A 19,647-nucleotide genomic window follows, 5' to 3' on the forward strand; every position below is an offset into this window, starting at 1 on the left:
TTGTTGTTATGAGGGCAGTATTTCCGGCGCGGGAATTTTGATAAAGGAATAAAAAAGAATCGTTAATTACGATTCGTTTTTAGAAAAAAAACGGGAAAGGATAGTTGGTTTTGTGCGGTGTTGCTTTTCCCTCTCCCTGTGGGAGAGGGTCAGGGTGAGGGCATCAGCGCTGCGCGTTCAGCTCAGCAATATCTTTCGGCGTGGTCCGGCAGCATCCACCGATTAATTTGGCCCCTGCGTCCAGCCACTGCGGCAAATACCCTGCCAGCGTCTCGCACGCTTCACCGTGATGGTGCCAGGTTTTCGTGACCGCATCATAGTGTTCACCAGAATTGGGATAGACCACCAGCGGCAGCGAGGTCAGACTTTGCAGGTGTTTCAGCGCCGCGGTGGTGTTTTCCAGCGCGATACAGTTGATACCCAGCGCCACAATTTGCGGATAGTGCACCAGCTCTGCAATCACTTCCCGTAGCGGCGTACCGTCGCTCAGGTGCTCGCTGTCGCGCAGGGTTAAAGAGAACCACGCGCGCGCGCGCGGATACTCGGCCAGAAGTGCCGCCAGCGCCTTGATTTCCCCAAAAGACGGCAGCGTTTCGCAGGCCAACAGATCCGCTCCCGCATCCAGTAGCGCTTCTACGCGTGGACGGTGGAAGGTAGTGAACTCTTCTTCGCTGCGTACATAGTCACCACGATACTCTGAGCCGTCCGCCAGATACGCACCATACGGCCCAACGGAACCGGCCACCAGCAGCGTACCCGCATGTGGATTTTCAGCCAGATACGCTTCACGCGCCTTACGCGCCAGTTCCACGCTTTTGCCAATTAACGCCCGGGATTGCACCTCGTCCAGACCTCGCGCTGCAAAGCCCGCAGGCGTGGCCTGATAGCTGGCGGTGATCGCCACCTGCGCGCCTGCCCGGTAGTAGTCGAGGTGAACTTCACGGATAAGATCCGGGTTTTCGACCAACACTTTGGCAGACCAGAGGCTGTCTGCAAGGTTACAACCACGTGCTTCCAGCTCCGTTGCCATCGCGCCGTCCAGTACAACAAATGGCTGTTTTTCGAGGATGGCGGTAAGCGGATTATTCTGCGACATGTTCAGGCTCCTGCGATGTCATATTTCGGGTCAGGTAGTACGCACCATAACACAGGGCAACAAACGGAAGCCCGCAATAAAGGGCAATGCGCTGGCTTGGGTCAAACCACAGGCCGACACAGGCCACCACACAGAGGATAAAACCGAGCACTGGCACCAGCGGATACCATGGTGCCCGATACTGCAAAGCCGAGAGAGGCTGGCCGGACTGTAAATGACGACGACGGAAAACAAAGTGCGACGCGCAGATGCTGATCCACACCGCCACCACCGCAAAGCCAGAAATCGCCGACAGCGCCACAAACACCGTGTCCGGTGCCACCACACTTGAGAACAGCGCCAGTACGCCGCCAAGCATGGAAACGGAGAGCGCCGCCAGCGGGACGCCGTTTTTATTAACGCGAGCAAAACAGCGCGGCAGCGTTTTCTCGTTCGAAAGCGACCACAGCATGCGGCCCGAAGCATACAGCCCGGAGTTGGCCGCCGAGAGGATCGCCGTCAAAATCACAAAGTTAAAGATATCTGCAGCATACGGGATCCCGACTTTTTCAAACACCAGCACGAACGGACTCTTTTCCACTCCCGCCTGCTGCATCGGGATCAGCGCCGCCAGTACAAATACGGTACCGATAAAGAAGATAATCAGGCGCGCGATGGTGGTACGGATAGCGACCGGAATCACCTTATGTGGATTTTCCGTCTCTCCGGCTGCAATACCGATAAGCTCTGTGCCGGAGAAAGCAAAGTTCACCGCCACCATGGTCATCAGGATCGGCAGGCCACCGTGCGGGAACCAGCCTTCAGCCGTAATATTGGTTAAGCCTGGCGCAGGCGAACCGTCCTGCATCGGGATAAAACCAAAGATTGCCGCACCACCAAGAATAATAAAGGCGATGATGGTGATCACTTTGACCAGCGAGAACCAGAACTCGCCCTCGGCGAAGAAGCGCGTGGAGATCACGTTCAGGCCAAAAATCACCGCGCAGAACACCACGCACCACGCCCAGACGGGCACCTGTGGGAACCAGTACTGCATGCAGAACCCGGCAGCAGTAAAGCTCGACCCGAGCGCCACCGTCCAGGTCAGCCAGTACAGCCATGCCACGGTGTAACCCGTCGCCGGACCCAGATAGCGGGCGGCATAGACGTGGAACGCGCCAGTTTCTGGCATCGCGACGGAGAGTTCGCCCAGACACTGCATCACCAGCCAGACCACCAGCGCGCCAATCAGGTACGCCAGCAGCGTACCTGCCGCCCCGGTCGTCGAAATAATGTAACCGGTATTGAAGAATAACCCTGTCCCAATCACGCCACCCAGTGAAAGCATAATCAGGTGGCGTGTTTTCATGGTGCGCTTAAGCTGCCCATTTTCTTGTTGTGTTTGCATATTACCTTCTATACGTATGGACATCTAAACATCCAAAGAAGGTGTGTTATACCGCGATTATTACTAAAAAGCTAGATGACCAGACGCAAACGGGCACGCCGCGCGCTGAGTCTGGGGTGGGTTGTGAGGATCACATAGAGAATCGGACGCCAGGCCATAAGCACCTCCGCAAGCAGATACTTACAGCATGGTGCGGGAAGAGGCGCTCTTCGGTCAGTCGAAAGTGGTATCCGTGAAGAGCGAATTCATACCGCAACACTGTCCGCCACCCGGCGTAAGGTTGGTAATTCTTACAATCAGTTCTATAGTCGACACAGTTTCTTAGTAACCTGGACTGACTGATGCGCTTTAACGGACTGACCAAAGGTTTCTTTATTTTTATCCTTGCCCTTGTCACCTGGGCTTTCTTCGATGTGCTGTCGCCCTACTTCTCCGCGATACTGTGGGCCGCGATCCTGACGGTCATTTTTAACCCAGTAAAAAACAGATTGCGCGCCGCGCTGGGGGATCGCAACGGCTTGGCCTCGCTGCTGACCATCGGCATCATCTGCCTGATTGTGTTTATCCCGTTGATGGTGATCCTCTCCTCACTCGCCATTGAGCTGAACGTGGTTTACACCAAGCTACAGGAGAACAACACACAATTCCCGGAAGTGGTCGCAGGACTGTTCAACCGCCTTCCGGACTGGGCCAGCGGCTTCCTGGCAGATCACAACCTGAACAACGCGGCACAAATCCAGAAAAAACTCTCGGATGTCGCCCTGCAGGGTGGACAGTATCTGGCCGGCAGCGCGTTTCTGATTGGCAAAGGAACATTTGGTTTTGCGATTAGCTTCGGCATCATGCTTTATCTGCTGTTCTTCCTGCTGAAAGACGGCCCGTATCTGGTGCGCCAGATCCTCGACTCCCTCCCTCTGTCGGATTTCGCCAAGCAGCACCTGTTCGCCAAATTCGTCGGCGTGTCGCGTGCCACGGTAAAAGGAACAGCGGCGGTGGCGGTGGTTCAGGGCATCCTCGGCGGGATTGCGTTTGCTATCGCGGGTATTGACGGTAGCGTGCTCTGGGGCGCGCTGATGGCGTTCCTCTCGCTGGTGCCCGCCATCGGCTCGGCGATTGTCTGGGTGCCTGCCGCCATCTTCCTGTTCGCCACGCATCAAATCTGGCAAGGGCTGTTTATTGTAGGCTTCTTCGTGATCATCGTTGGGCTGGTGGACAATATCTTGCGCCCGCTGCTGGTGGGAAAAGACACCAAAATGCCGGACTATCTGATTTTGATCTCCACTCTTGGTGGCATGGAGTTGTACGGTATTAATGGCTTTGTAATTGGCCCGCTGATCGCCGCGCTGTTTATTGCCTGCTGGAACCTCTTCTCCGGGCGCGATCACGAAGGTAATGCTGAAGAGCTGGACGCGGATTTCATCGAAGAAGGAAAAAACCCTCCAGATTTGTGAGGATGTGACGATAAAGACCACACCAGGCGGCACTGTGCCGCCTTTTTTTTCGCCTTAAATCAGACGTTTTCTATAATTTGAAAAAACGCCCTCCTACTCATGTCGTAAAAGGATCACCAGGTGCGAATCGCGACGATAACAAACTGGGCCTATGGTGCCACGGTCTGCCTGACCATCGCCTCAGGCATCATCATGCTAATGGCGTCCAATGCCGACACCATAGAACGTCAGGCCGTTGAACAGCGCCAGCGTTTTGATGAACTTACGGAGGATATCGAAATCGATGTCTGGGCACAGTCTGATATAGCGCGCCTGTACGTCATCAAAAAAGATCCTCAGGTGCTTAAGGAATACAACCAGTCAGAGAAGAACCTGAAGAGCATCGAACTACGACTCGAGAAACTGCGGGACAATGGTGCAACGGATGATGAGCTGTCTCTGTTACGTGAAGGGTTAAAAATTATTGATGAGCTGCAGGACGAACAGCAAACCGCGCTTTCCAGCCTGGAAAGAGGAGAAGACGCTCAGGCCGTGGCCCTGCTCTATGGCACCCCGTATGAGCAGGAGCTGGAGCGCGCGCAGAACCAGATCGATCATTTTCGTCAGATCCTCGACAAACGCGTCATCGCCTCCGTTCAGGATGCAACCAAAAAATCGAAAGCGCTGCGTACGGCTTCTGAGCTGATGGTTGGTCTGACCGCCCTGCTGTTCTTGTTTGTTCTCGGCTTTATCTTGAAACGCCGCGTGCTGCGCCCAGTGGTACGTCTGAGTGATGTGGTACACCGCCTGGCCTCACAGGATTACGCGGTTGAAACGCCGAACTTCAACCAGATTGATGAGATCGGTGATATGGCACAAGCCATCCGCATCTTCCGTGAAAATGGCCTAGCGCGACAACGTCTGGAAAAAGAGCGCGATGCCGACTGGGCCATCCGCGAGTTGCTGGCGCGCATGACCCAGCGACTGCAAGGGTGCGAGAACTTTAACGATGTGATTAACGTGGCGGAGCTGTTTGCACCGAATATTGCGCCAGGGATAGCGGGCCAACTCTACGTGCTTGACCGCGATCCGTGGCAAATGCGCTGTGTCGCACAATGGCTTTCACCAATCGGGGAAAAGATGACATTCCATCCGGATGAGTGCTGGGCCGTGCGTCGCGGGCAGAGCCACCCGCCGGTAAATGGTGAGCCAGATATCGCCTGCTACCACCTGCCGGAGTCACAGTCGAATAGTTCACTGTGTGTGCCGCTTATTGCCCAGGGCGAGGCGATTGGTTTGCTCTCCTTCCAGAATATCACTGCGGACAATGCCCCTTCCCGCGCGTATCTGGAACTGATGGCCGAAGCACTCGGTCTGGCGCTCGCCAACCAGCGACTACGCGACGCATTGCTGGAAAAAGCCTTGTTTGACCCGCTTACCGGTTTGCGTAATCGTCATCATCTGGAAGATACCCTGCAAACCCAAATGACACAGGCGATGCGTAACAGTGAACCGTTAAGCTGCATGATGATCGACATCGATCACTTCAAGAGCATCAATGACCGCTTCGGCCATGAAGCGGGCGATCAGGTGATCAAAAGCGTGGCGTCGATTGTCCAGCGGGCCGTGCATGAAAACGGTCTGGCATTCCGTTACGGGGGAGAAGAGTTCCTGGTTCTGCTCGCCGGTGCTGGTGAGGAAGAGGCACACACCTGCGCACAGAAGATTTACAACGGTGTGCATGAGCTGTCGCTTCGCTACGGGCTTTCAGAAATTGGGCCGGTGGATGTTTCGATTGGTATTGCCAGCTACCCGCAACATGCCCAGAGTGACAACCTGCTGCGCGCTGCGGATGTGGCCTTGTACCGGGCGAAAGAGTTGGGCCGCGCGCGAATTGTAAGTTTTGGGATGCTGGAGGCAGGCTGATTAAACAGATTTTCCGGTATGAATTTTTCCCGTCAGCAACAACGTGGCTTACACGTTCTCGCTCAGATGGATAAACGTACGGGTTCGGCACCCATTGTGTAGTGTTTTTCTACGTTTCCAGGCCGGGTAAAATCAGTGGCGTGAGCAAATATTAATCAATTAAAGCGATCGTTTTTTAAACGCGGATGGGTTTATTCAAGTAACATTGGTTTATCTCAACAACTTAAGCGGTTTTTAAGCAGAAAACACCTTGTCACCTCACAATCATAACTCATTGATTTATCTTTGCTTACACACAAAAAATGTATAAAAACATTAGCGTCTCAACAAAATATATAAACTAGTATGATAACTAAATTATAATTCATATACTTCTGGTAAAAAGTGGAGGTCAAAATGCGATTAATGCTACTGCTGTTATGCTGTCTGGTGCAAAGTGTAACCTGGGCTGGTGAACTGCCAAAACCAGTCGGTAAACCCATTTTAACGATTTACGGTAATATAGAAAATACCAATGAAAATGGAAAAGCAGTGTTTGATCTCGCCAGCCTTGAAAAACTGGGTATGGTGAGTTTTGAGACAACATCCCCCTGGTATAATGGCCGTACTAAGTTTGAGGGTGTTCCAATGAGCAAACTCATGGATTATGTGGGTGCGAAGGGGTCAAACATTAATGTTATCGCGCTCAATGATTACTCTACCACCATCCCACTCAGTGACTTCCAAAAATACAACGCCATACTTGCCTTAAAGGTCAATGGCGAATATATGCGCATCCGCGATAAAGGTCCATCATTCATTGTATACCCCTATGACAGTCTTCCTGAGTTGAATAATCAGATTTATTACTCACGATCAGCATGGCAGGTTAGCAAAATGAAGATTGAGTAGTAGTTCAGGAGAACATAATGAACAGGATACTGGTTGGTATCATTTTTTCTCTTTTTATCACGACAGGATATATTGCATACCTTGTTTATGATCGTCAGCAGGAGTTGCAAAAACTGACTCAATATACTGAGTCCTGGTCGGTGGCCCAACTGGTATCTGAGTATTACCGTTTTGAATCATGGCTTGGTCTATACGCAACCGATACCGATGACGTTACGATAGACCAGGTCCGCATGCGCCTTGAAATTATGCTGAGCCAGGGCGATTTAATGAAAGGGGGGGATTTAGGTCGCTATATTGACAGCGATAAAGCGCACCAGGAGCTCGCTTCACGCTTAGAGCAAATACTGAACTATCTGGATGGTAATCTTGAAAAAATGAGCCATCATGAGTTACAGGCATACCTGAAAAATATGCATATGCTCGATGCACCACTGAGTCAACTTTCTGCAACAGCATTAACAAAAGACATTAACACGGTTAATGAATCGAACTATAAAATACAGATTCTTTATTATATTTACTCTGCACTTTCATTGCTCCTGGTGATATTAAGTTTCATCCTGGGGTTTTTAATGATTTATCAGAACAAAAATATTCTCAAAGCACATATGCAGGTTAAAAGCCTTGCGGAAGAGCTCCAGTTATCAAAAGAAACACTGCAAATTCAGAATGCGAAGCTGGAATATGATGTCTACCATGATTCCCTCACCGGGATGAAAAACCGACTTTACTTCTGGGACGATCTCAACAAAATTAATCTTCAGGCAGATAAAAACCATATCCCTGTAACGGTAATGTTATTTGATTTAGACCGGTTTAAAGAGGTTAACGATACCTACGGCCATGACACCGGCGATTTACTGTTACGTCAGGTATCCCGCCGTCTGACTTCAATGAGTTGCGATTCAGAGACATTTTACCGTCTGGGCGGAGACGAGTTTGCGCTTCTGTCCAGCGGTTTAATCGAAACAGCAGCACTCTCACGCGCCAAAGAAATCTGCGATGAGATTAGCCAGCCCTATACGATTAACAATCAACTTATAAAAATTGCCACCTGTGTGGGTATCGTTTTATCAGACAATGAACGACGCTCTGATTATCTCTATAAATTTGCCGATCTGGCGCTCTATGAAGCCAAAAAAGAAGGCCCGCAACAAATAAAAGTCTTCCGCCAACGGATGCTACAAAAGCTGCTTGAAAGCAGAACCCTTGAACATGATATGGTATTGGCATTAGAAAACAATGAGTTCGTTGTTTATTACCAGCCTATTGTCGATTCATTCAGCAAGGAAATTTACGGCTATGAAGCGTTGATTCGCTGGATACACCCTGCAAAAGGGATTCTGTCACCTGATTACTTTATTTCTGTCGCTGAAAAAACAGGAATGATTAACGAGATTGGTAAATATGTGCTTGAACTTGCCTGCAGAGAAGCCGCCTCCTGGGCGGTTCCGGCAAGGATTTCTGTGAATGTCTCACCTGTTCAGTTGAGCAGCAAATCGTTTACCGCGATGGTGCAGTCTGTTCTGAAAGAAACGGGTTTACCGCCTAACCGTCTTGAGTTAGAGGTAACAGAGTCGTCCCTCTTCACAGACATCAATGCCCCAATAAATATACTAAAAAAACTAAGAACAACGGGTGTGAAAATTTCCATTGATGATTTTGGGACAGGATATTCCTCTCTATCAAGGCTCAGTGAGCTTAATTTCGATAAAATAAAAATCGATAAATCCTTTGTGAATTCTATATCTACGAAAGAGGATGCTCTTAATATCGTCAAGCTCATTGCGGGCATGGCAAAGAGCCTCAATATGAAGGTCATTGCCGAAGGCGTTGAAACCGAAGAACAACTGGAACGTCTTCAGGTTCTGGGTTGCGATCTGCTGCAGGGGTATCTGTTCGGAAAACCTCAATCTCAAGTCGACCTAAAAATCAAAAACGGCTAAATCACATTTAGCGTTTTCTCCTGCCTTACACAGCACTTTTTCATTATCCGTTAACGCTTTAGTAACGGAAAAAAAGACGCCTCGTCAGGGAACGGCGGCGTCCAGAATGAAAAAACCAGGCATCAATTCCATCAAGATATATGTGTCGAAAACGGTACGAAACCGTTTGCGTACGCATTATCTCACAGCAGGAGAGTCCCATCAGCTACTAAAATGGGTAATACCGATGCGGAGTTCCAGCCGATGCCTGCCTCTCTGACTTCACAGCGTCAGAGGAAACTGCAGTGATTGTTCGTATATAGGGAAAGCCGTACTAAAACGGGTGCTTACAGGTGAGATGCTGACAACTCACAGCCCTGCTCTTTCATGACCCTGCCGGTAATATTCTGAAGCCTCTCAGGGTTGCCACAGCTGCTACGGTCCGGTACTGGTCAAGGGCCATGTGAGCGGATACACGTTTAAACTCTGCGCTGAAATTTCTTCTTTTCACTGGAGTACCGGTGTTGTTCTTAGGTGAGCAAATCACCTCTGTTCAGGTGGCCAAATTCAGTGTGCCACTACAGTTCCGCTAAAATCAGACGTTGGGAAAGCATTGCCTGTTGTCTTCGACCTTATTGCACGTAAAATAACCAGATACATTTTGGGAAGGAGTCTTTAATGGATATCGCACTGCTCAACAGGGGCAGGAACAGAACATGGTCAGATACCATGGTGAATCTGGAAGCCCGGAAACTCGTCGAAACAGCAAATCGGTTATCAGCATTCTATTTGCAAGATGGGATAACACGTATCAAGTTTGTTGGAGAGATAAAACAGGTTGTAGAGAAAGAATTTGAAACAGCACGACGGGCTAAAACCGATGAAGAATGTATCGTATGCATCAAAAATCTGCGTGCTGAAACAGACAACCTGCTTGAACAAGAGCGTCTGTTAAGAACCAGGTCCGCACAGCTTTACGCGAAGGTCGAGTTTGTTAAGGAAAATAATAAAATCGTCGGCTACATGATTTCAGTTATTCACATTGTGGTTTCTGGAATGGCAATTGCTGGCGGTGCGTTGATGGTCGCTACAATGACACCTTTAGGTATGCTGGCAGGGGCTATCCTTGTCACAGATGGCATTAACGGTCTGTCAAAAGAAATTATTCCTGGTATATATGGAAAACAATATAAAACAGAGGGATTTGTGGCTGATGGCACTATGGAAGCGGCCCAATTTATGGGTTTCAAGCCTGAAACAGGGCTTGTGACTTATAACGCCATTACGTTAACTGCAAGTGTATATAGCATCTTTGGATTAGCCAGAAGACCCGAAGCGTGGAGGCTATTTAAATGGATGCCCCGTGATTTCTATCGCAAAGTCGATACGATGAGCCGTCCAAAATTAACAATGAAAATAGTCGGGTATGGACTTAAGGCCAAAGTAATATTTGACCTGCTTTCTACTGACACATCGAACCATTAGCCTCTGAATTTTCTCCAGAACCGCCAGGATTTGTAAGAAAGGACTGGCGGCTGAATAAATGCAACGATGACTATTGCGATCAGAATTGATATCCCACCGCCTACGACGGTTTCTTTCGCAGAAAACAACACTAAAATGATAAAAACCATCAGACATGCCGATGTTATCCATAAAACAACCCTGAATCGATTAGCCAGATCCTGAATCGCTTCCCCCAACGTTCCACCATAGCTTTCAACATTGTTTTTTATCTTCTGCAAATCCGATGGTGTAAACCCTGAACGTAACAACGCCTCATCAGTCACTTTCATATCGTATCGTCCTTTATCACTCAGAAGTTGTTTCTCAATCACTGATTGTGCCAGCAATCATACTGATGAACTTTATAGCAATCCAGCCGAAACTTTTCGGCAGACTCTATCCCCTTTATTGTCTTCTGGGTGGTGCCAGGACGTTTCGGCCATTTAAGGTTAACGATCACATGATGTTTGTACAATTTATTAGATTTCTAACAATACAAACTATTTAGCGCCGTGATCGGTAGATTAAAATATGTTGTTAGCCGCTCGCGCTAATTTGATTTCCTCTTGCGCTTCGTGGTTGCTGCATTGTTGGCTTTTGACATAGTATCCCCTCCCTGAATCTGCCAGCGCTCACCGTACAGCAGAGTGACATTACAATGAAAAGTACGACAAGCGTGGTGGCTGTAAGCCATCAGACAGGCGACTATCCCTGCAGCTTCACTGGTAATCTCTGCGCCATTGCCGTTCAGGGTGTTAAACAGCGCCAACTTCTCATCGGTATCTCCATTTGTTTCCGGGGCCATAAACGCACCGCCGTTACTCAGTGTGTAAAAACTCCAGATACCCCCGCAGTAGTCTGCGCAGAAGCGGTCCGTCCAGGCGAAGAACTGGCAGGTTTTTCAGAAACGTAGCAACGGCGATTTTGCTGGTGGTTTGGGTAGAAGCGACATCTACCTCTAAATTTAAAAATCTAAAAAATACATTTGTCTGGTTAATTGGATGAAATCACATTATTCAGCTAAGAGGTTGGGATAATGCGATAAATTCACGTAACTGGAGAAATAACATGGAGTTTTTCAGGAAAACGGCACTGGCAGCACTGGTAATGGGTTTCAGCGGTGCAACGCTCGCCTTACCGAACGTTACCATTTTAGCGACCGGCGGGACGATTGCCGGTGGCGGTGACTCCGCAACCAAATCTAACTATACGGCGGGAAAAGTTGGCGTAGAGAATCTGGTCAAAGCCGTTCCTCAACTTAAGGATATCGCTAACGTTAAGGGTGAGCAGGTCGTCAATATCGGTTCGCAGGATATGAACGATGACGTCTGGTTAACCCTGGCGAAAAAGATCAATAACGAGTGTGACAGCACCGACGGCTTCGTGATTACCCACGGTACCGACACCATGGAAGAGACCGCTTACTTCCTCGATCTAACCGTGAAGTGCAATAAGCCAGTGGTGCTGGTTGGCGCAATGCGTCCTTCTACCGGGATGAGCGCGGACGGTCCGTTCAACCTCTATAACGCGGTGGTGACCGCGGCGGATAAAGCCTCTGCCAGCCGTGGCGTGCTGGTGGTAATGAATGACACCGTGCTTGACGGGCGCGACGTGACCAAAACCAGCACCACCGATGTGGCGACCTTCAAATCCGTAAACTACGGACCGCTGGGCTACATTCATAACGGTAAAATCGACTACCAGCGTACGCCTGCGCGTAAGCACACCACCTCCACGCCGTTCGACGTTTCTAAGCTGAATGAACTGCCGAAGGTCGGTATCGTTTATAACTACGCGAATGCTTCAGATCTGCCGGCAAAAGCGCTGGTGGATGCGGGTTATGATGGGATAGTGAGCGCGGGTGTGGGTAACGGCAACCTGTACAAAACGGTCTTCGATACGCTGGCAACCGCAGCGCATAAAGGGACTGTTGTGGTGCGTTCTTCCCGCGTACCGACGGGTTCAACCACGCAGGATGCTGAAATCGATGATGCGAAGTACGGTTTCGTTGCCTCTGGTTCCCTGAACCCACAGAAGGCACGCGTACTGCTGCAACTGGCGCTGACGCAGACTAAAGATCCGAAACAGATCCAGACAATGTTTAATCAGTTTTAATCGCTGAAGGCGGCTGCGCTTATCACTTTGACTTTTAGGTATGATAAGCGCAGCGCTATCAGGCAGTTTCCCGGATGGCTTTATCAGGCAAATGCACTTAGGATCTTATCCGGTGAGAAACAGTTCAGGCAGCGAGTTTAAAAACAGTTTTCCGTGCTGGGTGATCTGCCAGTACGTCTCACTCTCGGTCAGATCCCCCTGAGCAATGGCCTCATCAAGCGGCTGATGAATCACCGTCTCCGACAACCCCGTATATTGCGTAAATTTAGCCCACGGAGCCGCTTCCGGCAGACGGAATCGGTTCATGAAAAATTCAAACGGTTTATCGACCTGCTCCACATTGAGCTGGCTTTTCATATAACGCTCCTGCATATAGCCACGTGGATGGCGCGTTTTGGTGGTGCGCAGAATGCGGCTATCGGGGAACGTAACTTTACCATACGCGCCGCAGCTGATGCCGGGATGATCGCCAGTAATATACTGCGCGCGGCGGATGTGGCCCTGTATCAGGCAAAAGAGCTGGGAAAAGCGAGTATTGTGAGCTTCACGATGCTGGAGACGGGGTAATCGTTAGCCCGCAACCGTTGGCTTCTCTTGCCAAAGGTTTTCTACTGGTGGTACCAGGGAGGATTGCTGAGACACAGCGGTGGTTACTAATATCACCAGCAAATTTGATGCCCGTCAAAGAAATATGACTACATGGCTCAAGTAATTAACGGGCAAGTCGATACTCAATATGAAATTACGTCAGCACATCTTACCTGGCTGAAAAGAGCCTTTTGTTAAATCAGCTGATATATCTGGCACAGATAATCGACACAGCCACTTAAGTTAAATTATTATATGGAGATAAAATGAAAGTACGTCTTTTAGCAATGGTATCAGCATCTTTAATTCTTGCTGGCTGCGCAGGATCGGTAAAACCAGACACCGTAAAGGCGGCAAATGGTAGCTCAATTGAAATTTACAGCGTGTCCGCCATTCCAGAACTGAATAACAATCGAGTGGCCGATAGTCACTTACGCGAAGTAACTCCGGGTCATGTAGCGACTGGTATGGGGATCGCGGTGGTCGGTGCATTACTCGGAAGTATCAACAGTAGTGATTTTGATAAAGAGAACTATAAAGGAACAACAGTCGAAACCCTGGAGAACCCAACAAACAACTGGTTTATTCCAAAAGCCAAACAAAATATTACTCAGTGGATGAATGAAAAAGGGAATGGCCACCTCTATAAACAACCACTGTATATTGGTAAGGCGACCTGGGCATTAATCTATAAAGATGCGAATGCTGCAACGCCGCTTTATCAGCTAAAATATAAAGTTCTGTTTTATAAACGCCCGGAAAGCGGGAATATGTTCTCTGCATTTACAGTAGCAGAATGTACCCCAACACCTGTCGAGGCCCCATTGAGCGACTGGAATGCAAACAATTATAAGAAAGTTGTCAGCGAAACTGAAAAATATATGAATAGCTGCCTGCTTGAACTGAATAATCAGCTTCCACGCTTGCTAAAACAGTAATACCCGCTACTGAGCCCGACTTAGTGTTCTCACTTTGTTTTTAATACGACTCGATGAGTCCTTCATCGAGTCGATTAAGAATCCATTATTACATAGCCGCAATGATAAGAAAAAGTTAACAGATTAACGTCCCGCAAGAATGATTGCGCAGAAAATACCCAGAGAAAACACACCAGAAGGGTCAATATGAAGACATTACTAACATCGGTGTGTATTGATCAACGGGGAGCAGATCAAGATTGCAATCGCTCTTAAATACAACAATTAAACGGGATGATTTAGATGCTTAAAAGTTTATTGGTGTTGGCGGTTTCAGCCCTGCTTCTCTCTGGGTGTGCTGTACAGAAACAACTGGTTCCAACTGGTGGTAGCAAGGCCGATGGGACTGTAAAAATGAGTTATTCCTTTGGAATGTTTGAATCACCTAAAGTCAACGTTCAGCAAGGCTGATCAAGCAGTAGCACAGCGTTGCGCAGCATGGGCTATTCTGGTGCTGAGCCTTTCGGCGGTTATACTTCAGTTTGTTCCCAACCATCCTCAAGCGGATGTATGGTAACAATGGTCACAATGGAATATCAATGTACTGGTGACTTGAAGAAGTAAGATTCGGGGGGCGGGTTGCCCCCTTATTTTTTGGGATACGAATTTTCAGCAGTGACTAAATGTCATACTGACTTATCGTTGTACGTTCTTTAAAACAAGGATAAAATTAAGACAATTCTTAAAAAATGGAGTGGCGCATATGGCTAAGAAAATCACTTTGCTGGGCTTGTCGGTGCTTTTTGCTACACAACTTGCCTTCGCTGAAAATTCAACCAATTGGATTGAAGTTACGACGAATAAAGACGGTGCTTTTTTAGTCAAGAAAGGCACATTCAGAAATGTAAAAGGTGATTCATCTGCTTTGTTCATGTATGAAAAAACAGATAAAAAAGTTGAATATTACAAAATTAGTATGAAAAACACAGATTGTGATAATGGATATGGTGAAATAAAATTTTTCTATATGGATGGAAGTTTAGCTTTTAAAGGTGATTATGTGGCTGATGGAACCAGTGTTGGGGCTGGTCTTGGTGATTTCCTTTGTGGAGTAAGAATCGCGGCGGAAGCACAAAAAAGTTGAGGAATGGGGGGCACATCCTACAAACAACATGCCCTCACCCCTTTATATAAATTTCCTCGCCTCTGAAACCGGCTTCATTTCAGCTTCTTCGATTGTCTTGCGTTCTAACCATGATTTACCCTCCGGCGTAGCCAGGAATTTACGAGTGTGTATCTTTCGGTTGTTACGCTTCGTGGCTGCTTTTGAGTTAGCTTTTGGCATGATATCCCTCCGCTGAATCTGCCAGCGCTCAACGTACAGCAGAGAGACATTACAACGAAAGTTACAATGGTGCAGATAATAGATGACCATTACGTGCCGTGTTTGGCACATAAGAAAAGGCGGCGCGTAGCGCTTCCGCAGAGTGTGCTCCCTTCGCAGGGGGGTAAAGCCTTAGCACGTTCTCTTATCAGGTGATCGTTATACTCCGGTGATCGAAACCGTGGCAGAGCCGGATTCTTTCCCGATCCGGTTAGTCTTCCCAACATTACGCCTGTTTATTCTCTGCAACGTCATCTCGACGTGTAGCATCATTGAGCGCCGCACGAAGCGCGGAACGTATCGCTAAGGGTTCAAGTGATGTGTTTAGAGAGTTCGGCAACTCTTTCAGCTTCAAGGGATGGCAAAATTTCTAATGCTGTTCGGGCTTGAGCCAGGTAACTACCCGCCAGTACGTTGTACAACCCTTGAGCCGATACAACGCAAAGGCGTTTACCAAGTGTTATCAAGGATGATAATTGAAGATACAATTCGTTAGACTTTTACATTAAGTGATTGATTTTCTTAGATGGTGCCGATAATAGGAGTCGAACCTACGACCTTCGCATTACGAATGCGCTGCTCTACCAACTGAGCTATATCGGCCCTGAGAGGCCGGTTACGAGTGTAACCACGGGGCAAAAGGTTAGATCTATCCGGGTGATGCGTCAATGCCCTTTTGAATCAAACGGCTATTTTTGCATCACCCGTGATTATTTACGCACGAATCGTATCGTCACCAAAGCCGATCCACTTGTAAGTGGTCAGTGCTTCAAGGCCCATCGGGCCGCGCGCGTGCAATTTCTGCGTGCTGACAGCCACTTCTGCGCCCAGTCCGAACTGACCACCATCGGTGAAACGCGTTGAGGCATTGACATATACCGCTGAGGAATCCACTTCGTTCACGAAGCGATCGGCATTGCGCAGGGTGCGCGTCAGGATCGCGTCAGAGTGCTGCGTACCGTGTTCCCGGATGTGCGCAATCGCGTCGTCGAGATCGGCAACAATCTTCACATTCAGATCCAGAGACAGGAATTCATCGTCATACTGCTCCGCTTTTACTGGAACCGCAGTCGCCGGGCCATCCTTCAACAACGCCAGAGCGCTGGCATCAGCGTGCAGCGTCACGCCGCTTTGTGCCATCTGTTTGCTTAGTGCTGGCAGGAAAGTGCTCGCAATGCCCTGATGTACCAGCAGCGTTTCCACGGTGTTACAGGTGCTTGGACGCTGGGTTTTCGCATTGACGATAATCTTCAGCGACGGTTCAATCTCAGCACTGTCGTCAACGACGATATGACACACGCCAATACCGCCGGTAATCACCGGAATGGTCGACTGCTCGCGGCAGAGCTTGTGCAACCCCGCTCCCCCACGTGGGATCAGCATGTCAATGTATTTGTCCATGCGCAGCATTTCGTTCACCAGCGCGCGGTCCGGACTCTCGATAGCCTGGACGGCACCCGCCGGTAAACCACACTCTTCCAGCGCCTGCTGAATAACGTTTACCGTCGCAGCATTGGTACGCCAGGTCTCTTTCCCGCCGCGCAGAATGGCGGCGTTGCCGGTTTTCAAACACAGAGAGGCGACATCAACGGTGACGTTTGGGCGAGCTTCATAAATCACGCCGATTACGCCAAGCGGCACACGGCGACGCTCAAGACGTAAACCACTGTCGAGCAGGCCACCGTCAATCACCTGCCCAACCGGGTCGGCAAGATTGCAAACCTGACGGACATCATCAGCGATGCCTTTAAGACGTGCCGGCGTCAGTGCCAGGCGGTCAAGCATGGCCTCGCTCAGACCGTTTACACGTGCCTCAGCCAGATCCTGTTCATTAGCTCGCAAAATCTCAGCAGATTGCGATTCCAGATAATCAGCGATTTTTTCCAGCACGCGGTTTTTCTCGCGGCTGGAAAGGAGCGCCAGTTTGTAAGAGGCGGCTTTCGCAGCTGCGCCCATTTGTTCCAGCATTTTCTGGCTCCTTAACGAATAATCATGTCATCACGATGCACAGCAACCGGGCCATACTCATAGCCGAGGATGGCGTCGATCTGCTGCGAGTGGTGACCGGCAATGCGGCGTAAGGCATCACTGTTATAGCGACTTACACCGTGGGCAATGTCGCGACCTTCAAGGTTACGGATGCGGATCACTTCACCACGGGAGAAGTTGCCTGTCACGCTTTTAATTCCTTTAGGAAGTAATGAACTCCCTCGTTCCAGAATCGCGGCTGTCGCCCCTTCATCAACGACGAGTTCACCAGCAGGAGGCGCACCAAATATCCAGCGTTTACGGTTTTCCAGCGGGGATTCCTGCGCGTGGAAACGGGTGCCGACGGAGATACCTTCCATCACGTCGCCAATCACACCTGGGCGGCTGCCCGCCGCAATAATGGTGTCGATACCGGCGCGGCACGCTACATCAGCGGCCTGCAGCTTGGTACCCATGCCGCCGGTTCCCAGGCCAGAGACGCTGTCGCCAGCGATAGCACGCAACGCATCGTCAATGCCGTGAACATCGCTAATCAATTCAGCTTCAGGGTTAGAACGCGGGTCAGCAGTGAACAGACCCTGCTGATCGGTCAGAAGCAGTAATTTATCGGCACCCGCCAGAATCGCGGCCAGCGCTGAGAGGTTGTCGTTATCACCCACTTTGATTTCAGCGGTGGCAACGGCATCGTTTTCGTTAATGACGGGAACAATATTATTGTCCAGCAACGCGCGCAGGGTATCGCGGGCGTTCAGGAAACGCTCTCTGTCTTCCATATCCGCACGCGTCAGCAACATCTGCCCGACGTGGATACCATAAATAGAGAACAACTGTTCCCAGAGTTGAATCAGTCGGCTTTGTCCCACGGCGGCCAGCAGCTGTTTAGAGGCGATCGTCGCGGGGAGTTCGGGGTAGCCAAGGTGTTCACGCCCGGCGGCAATCGCCCCGGAGGTTACAATCACAATACGATGCCCTGCGGCATGTAACTGAGCGCACTGACGTACAAGCTCAACAATGTGGGCGCGATTTAGGCGGCGCGATCCGCCTGTTAAAACACTGGTACCGAGTTTTACCACCAGCGTCTGGCTGTCACTCATGATTCTCTGCCGTTCAACGATAAGGGAAAGTAATGTCAAACGAACGTTTTAACAGGAGTCAGCCCCGTTGCCAACTGCCATAGCACATCACGAAACACTTTATTGCTCGGGATCAGGAAGCGTAGCGGCAAAGTTTGACAATTTTATTACTGAAATAATAAATCACAGTTTTTTAAAATTATTCTTAGTTTGTCATAAAAGTTTCACTCCAGAACGATAAAACCCTTCCTGTTTTTTCACGGGACTTAAGCATGAGCTTATCGTCCAGCGAATTTTTTAGCGCGTTTATAAGACAGGATCGAAAATGAAAAAGAGCACTCTGGCATTAGTGGTTATGGGCGTCGTGGCTTCTGCATCTGTTCACGCAGCTGAAGTTTATAATAAAGATGGTAATAAACTGGACGTGTACGGCAAAGTTAAAGCCATGCACTACATCAGTGATGATGCCACCAAAGATGGTGACCAGACTTACGTTCGTTTCGGTTTTAAAGGCGAAACACAGATTAACGATCAGCTGACGGGCTATGGCCGTTGGGAAGCTGAGTTTTCAGGCAACAAAGCAGAGAGCGATTCTACTCAGAAAACACGTCTGGCGTTTGCCGGTCTGAAACTGAAAGACTTCGGCTCTCTGGATTACGGTCGTAACCTGGGTGCCCTGTATGACGTGGAAGCCTGGACCGATATGTTCCCTGAGTTCGGCGGTGACTCTTCCGCGCAGACCGATAACTTCATGACCAAACGTGCAAGCGGTCTCGCCACATACCGCAATACCGACTTCTTCGGTGCGATTGATGGTCTGGATATGACGCTGCAATACCAGGGTAAAAACGAAAACCGTGACGCCAAGAAGCAGAATGGTGACGGCTTTGGTACTTCTCTGACGTATGACTTCGGTGGCAGCGATTTCGCCATCAGCGGCGCATACACCAACTCTGACCGCACCAATGCTCAGAACCTGCTGACTCGTGGCCAGGGTGACAAAGCTGAAGCGTGGGCAACCGGTCTGAAATATGATGCTAACGATATTTATCTGGCAGCAATGTATTCAGAAACTCGTAATATGACGCCAATTTCAGGTGGTTTTGCGAATAAAGCTCAGAACTTTGAAGTTGTCGCACAATATCAGTTCGACTTTGGTCTGCGTCCTTCCCTGGGTTATGTCCAGTCTAAAGGTAAAGATATCGAAGGTATTGGTGACGAAGATCTGGTGAAATACATTGATGTTGGCGCGACCTATTACTTCAACAAAAATATGTCTGCGTTTGTTGATTATAAAATCAACCAGATTGATGACAATAATAAACTGGGCGTGAGCAGCGATGACATCGTTGCCATGGGGATGACTTACCAGTTCTGATTATGAGAAATAAAAAAACCGGCTTAATGCCGGTTTTTT

At 49.2% G+C, this 19,647-nt stretch carries 18 protein-coding genes, 1 tRNA gene and 2 pseudogenes; 12 read left to right on the plus strand and 9 right to left on the minus strand.

Annotated features, from left to right (window positions below):
• Positions 1-163: 163 nt before the first annotated feature.
• Complete coding sequence (mmuM, locus tag V6E55_RS06310; RefSeq protein WP_316942398.1) at positions 164-1,096, minus strand: homocysteine S-methyltransferase; 933 nt, start codon at positions 1,094-1,096, stop codon at positions 164-166.
• Positions 1,083-2,483 (minus strand): S-methylmethionine permease, encoded by a 1,401-nt coding sequence (gene mmuP, locus V6E55_RS06315; protein ID WP_114977885.1) that lies wholly within the window; start codon positions 2,481-2,483, stop codon positions 1,083-1,085. Before mmuP ends, mmuM begins: the two co-directional genes overlap by 14 nt.
• Before the next feature lie 341 nt (positions 2,484-2,824).
• Between mmuP and V6E55_RS06320 the strand changes: the two genes are divergently transcribed.
• The 5 genes from V6E55_RS06320 to V6E55_RS06340 all read left to right on the plus strand — a co-directional run bounded on the left by V6E55_RS06320 (position 2,825) and on the right by V6E55_RS06340 (position 10,143).
• A complete protein-coding gene (locus V6E55_RS06320; protein WP_114977884.1) occupies positions 2,825-3,934 on the plus strand; it encodes an AI-2E family transporter in 1,110 nt (369 codons plus the stop codon).
• A 120-nt stretch (positions 3,935-4,054) separates the two neighbouring features.
• A complete protein-coding gene (locus V6E55_RS06325; RefSeq protein WP_316942399.1) occupies positions 4,055-5,839 on the plus strand; it encodes a diguanylate cyclase in 1,785 nt (594 codons plus the stop codon).
• Between the two features lie 396 nt (positions 5,840-6,235).
• Positions 6,236-6,730, plus strand: a complete 495-nt coding sequence (locus tag V6E55_RS06330) for a molybdopterin-dependent oxidoreductase (protein ID WP_114977874.1) — start codon at positions 6,236-6,238, stop codon at positions 6,728-6,730.
• 17 nt (positions 6,731-6,747) lie between these two features.
• Positions 6,748-8,679, plus strand: a complete 1,932-nt coding sequence (locus tag V6E55_RS06335; protein WP_129996610.1) for a putative bifunctional diguanylate cyclase/phosphodiesterase — start codon at positions 6,748-6,750, stop codon at positions 8,677-8,679.
• Between the two features lie 657 nt (positions 8,680-9,336).
• Positions 9,337-10,143: a DUF4225 domain-containing protein gene (locus V6E55_RS06340; RefSeq protein ID WP_316942400.1), complete on the plus strand. Its 807-nt coding sequence runs from the start codon at positions 9,337-9,339 to the stop codon at positions 10,141-10,143.
• On the opposite strand, the gene V6E55_RS06345 is transcribed toward V6E55_RS06340, so the two are convergent.
• Complete coding sequence (locus V6E55_RS06345) at positions 10,140-10,454, minus strand: hypothetical protein (RefSeq protein ID WP_041911130.1); 315 nt, start codon at positions 10,452-10,454, stop codon at positions 10,140-10,142. The two genes, V6E55_RS06340 and V6E55_RS06345, sit on opposite strands and share 4 nt — an antisense overlap.
• A gap of 374 nt (positions 10,455-10,828) precedes the next feature.
• A pseudogene (locus tag V6E55_RS06350) lies at positions 10,829-11,136 on the minus strand (antirestriction protein); the annotation flags it as partial.
• A gap of 96 nt (positions 11,137-11,232) precedes the next feature.
• On the opposite strand from V6E55_RS06350, the gene ansB reads away from it, so the two are divergent.
• The gene (gene ansB / locus V6E55_RS06355) at positions 11,233-12,279 is read left to right on the plus strand and encodes an L-asparaginase 2 (protein WP_129996613.1); all 1,047 of its coding nucleotides are present in this window, start codon (positions 11,233-11,235) and stop codon (positions 12,277-12,279) included.
• A gap of 105 nt (positions 12,280-12,384) precedes the next feature.
• Here ansB and V6E55_RS06360 read toward each other — a convergent pair.
• Positions 12,385-12,750: pseudogene (locus V6E55_RS06360) on the minus strand (radical SAM family heme chaperone HemW); the annotation flags it as partial.
• Here V6E55_RS06360 and V6E55_RS25770 point away from each other — a divergent pair.
• From V6E55_RS25770 to V6E55_RS06380, 5 genes are all read left to right on the plus strand, one after another.
• On the plus strand, positions 12,664-12,846 hold the full coding sequence (locus tag V6E55_RS25770) for a hypothetical protein (RefSeq protein ID WP_410493437.1): 183 nt from the start codon (positions 12,664-12,666) through the stop codon (positions 12,844-12,846). The pseudogene V6E55_RS06360 and the gene V6E55_RS25770 overlap by 87 nt on opposite strands.
• A gap of 287 nt (positions 12,847-13,133) precedes the next feature.
• Positions 13,134-13,805 carry a hypothetical protein gene (locus V6E55_RS06365; RefSeq protein WP_129996615.1) on the plus strand — a complete coding sequence of 224 codons (672 nt, stop codon included), beginning with the start codon at positions 13,134-13,136 and terminating at the stop codon, positions 13,803-13,805.
• 282 nt (positions 13,806-14,087) lie between these two features.
• Positions 14,088-14,255 (plus strand): YecR-like lipofamily protein, encoded by a 168-nt coding sequence (locus tag V6E55_RS06370; protein WP_236921692.1) that lies wholly within the window; start codon positions 14,088-14,090, stop codon positions 14,253-14,255.
• Between the two features lie 18 nt (positions 14,256-14,273).
• A complete protein-coding gene (yecR, locus tag V6E55_RS06375; protein WP_316942401.1) occupies positions 14,274-14,408 on the plus strand; it encodes a YecR family lipoprotein in 135 nt (44 codons plus the stop codon).
• A gap of 139 nt (positions 14,409-14,547) precedes the next feature.
• Entirely contained in the window at positions 14,548-14,928 is a 381-nt protein-coding gene (locus V6E55_RS06380; protein ID WP_129996616.1) for a hypothetical protein, read from the plus strand.
• 42 nt (positions 14,929-14,970) lie between these two features.
• Here V6E55_RS06380 and V6E55_RS06385 read toward each other — a convergent pair whose 3' ends face one another.
• The 4 genes from V6E55_RS06385 to proB form a co-directional block, all read right to left on the minus strand.
• On the minus strand, positions 14,971-15,129 hold the full coding sequence (locus tag V6E55_RS06385) for a hypothetical protein (RefSeq protein WP_316942402.1): 159 nt from the start codon (positions 15,127-15,129) through the stop codon (positions 14,971-14,973).
• Positions 15,130-15,695: 566 nt separating this feature from the next.
• Positions 15,696-15,771 (minus strand) — tRNA-Thr (locus V6E55_RS06390).
• A 111-nt stretch (positions 15,772-15,882) separates the two neighbouring features.
• Positions 15,883-17,136 (minus strand): glutamate-5-semialdehyde dehydrogenase, encoded by a 1,254-nt coding sequence (gene proA / locus V6E55_RS06395; RefSeq protein WP_129996623.1) that lies wholly within the window; start codon positions 17,134-17,136, stop codon positions 15,883-15,885.
• Between the two features lie 11 nt (positions 17,137-17,147).
• Positions 17,148-18,251: a glutamate 5-kinase gene (proB, locus tag V6E55_RS06400; protein ID WP_023334621.1), complete on the minus strand. Its 1,104-nt coding sequence runs from the start codon at positions 18,249-18,251 to the stop codon at positions 17,148-17,150.
• A 304-nt stretch (positions 18,252-18,555) separates the two neighbouring features.
• On the opposite strand from proB, the gene phoE reads away from it, so the two are divergent.
• Positions 18,556-19,608 (plus strand): phosphoporin PhoE, encoded by a 1,053-nt coding sequence (phoE, locus tag V6E55_RS06405; RefSeq protein ID WP_316942403.1) that lies wholly within the window; start codon positions 18,556-18,558, stop codon positions 19,606-19,608.
• Positions 19,609-19,647: the final 39 nt, after the last annotated feature.

Origin of the sequence: Enterobacter sp. 342, assembly GCF_036663495.1 — a bacterium.
In the GTDB taxonomy this organism is placed as follows: domain Bacteria; phylum Pseudomonadota; class Gammaproteobacteria; order Enterobacterales; family Enterobacteriaceae; genus Enterobacter.

Excerpts from the sequence above, each read along its gene's own strand:
- mmuM (WP_316942398.1), bottom strand. The coding sequence starts at position 1,096 with ATGTCGCAGAATAATCCGCTTACCGCCATCCTCGAAAAACAGCCATTT.
- mmuP (WP_114977885.1), bottom strand. The coding sequence starts at position 2,483 with ATGCAAACACAACAAGAAAATGGGCAGCTTAAGCGCACCATGAAAACA.
- V6E55_RS06320 (WP_114977884.1), top strand. The coding sequence starts at position 2,825 with ATGCGCTTTAACGGACTGACCAAAGGTTTCTTTATTTTTATCCTTGCC.
- V6E55_RS06330 (WP_114977874.1), top strand. The coding sequence starts at position 6,236 with ATGCGATTAATGCTACTGCTGTTATGCTGTCTGGTGCAAAGTGTAACC.
- V6E55_RS06335 (WP_129996610.1), top strand. The coding sequence starts at position 6,748 with ATGAACAGGATACTGGTTGGTATCATTTTTTCTCTTTTTATCACGACA.
- V6E55_RS06340 (WP_316942400.1), top strand. The coding sequence starts at position 9,337 with ATGGATATCGCACTGCTCAACAGGGGCAGGAACAGAACATGGTCAGAT.
- V6E55_RS06345 (WP_041911130.1), bottom strand. The coding sequence starts at position 10,454 with ATGAAAGTGACTGATGAGGCGTTGTTACGTTCAGGGTTTACACCATCG.
- ansB (WP_129996613.1), top strand. The coding sequence starts at position 11,233 with ATGGAGTTTTTCAGGAAAACGGCACTGGCAGCACTGGTAATGGGTTTC.
- V6E55_RS25770 (WP_410493437.1), top strand. The coding sequence starts at position 12,664 with ATGGCGCGTTTTGGTGGTGCGCAGAATGCGGCTATCGGGGAACGTAAC.
- V6E55_RS06365 (WP_129996615.1), top strand. The coding sequence starts at position 13,134 with ATGAAAGTACGTCTTTTAGCAATGGTATCAGCATCTTTAATTCTTGCT.
- V6E55_RS06370 (WP_236921692.1), top strand. The coding sequence starts at position 14,088 with ATGCTTAAAAGTTTATTGGTGTTGGCGGTTTCAGCCCTGCTTCTCTCT.
- V6E55_RS06380 (WP_129996616.1), top strand. The coding sequence starts at position 14,548 with ATGGCTAAGAAAATCACTTTGCTGGGCTTGTCGGTGCTTTTTGCTACA.
- V6E55_RS06385 (WP_316942402.1), bottom strand. The coding sequence starts at position 15,129 with ATGCCAAAAGCTAACTCAAAAGCAGCCACGAAGCGTAACAACCGAAAG.
- proA (WP_129996623.1), bottom strand. The coding sequence starts at position 17,136 with ATGCTGGAACAAATGGGCGCAGCTGCGAAAGCCGCCTCTTACAAACTG.
- proB (WP_023334621.1), bottom strand. The coding sequence starts at position 18,251 with ATGAGTGACAGCCAGACGCTGGTGGTAAAACTCGGTACCAGTGTTTTA.
- phoE (WP_316942403.1), top strand. The coding sequence starts at position 18,556 with ATGAAAAAGAGCACTCTGGCATTAGTGGTTATGGGCGTCGTGGCTTCT.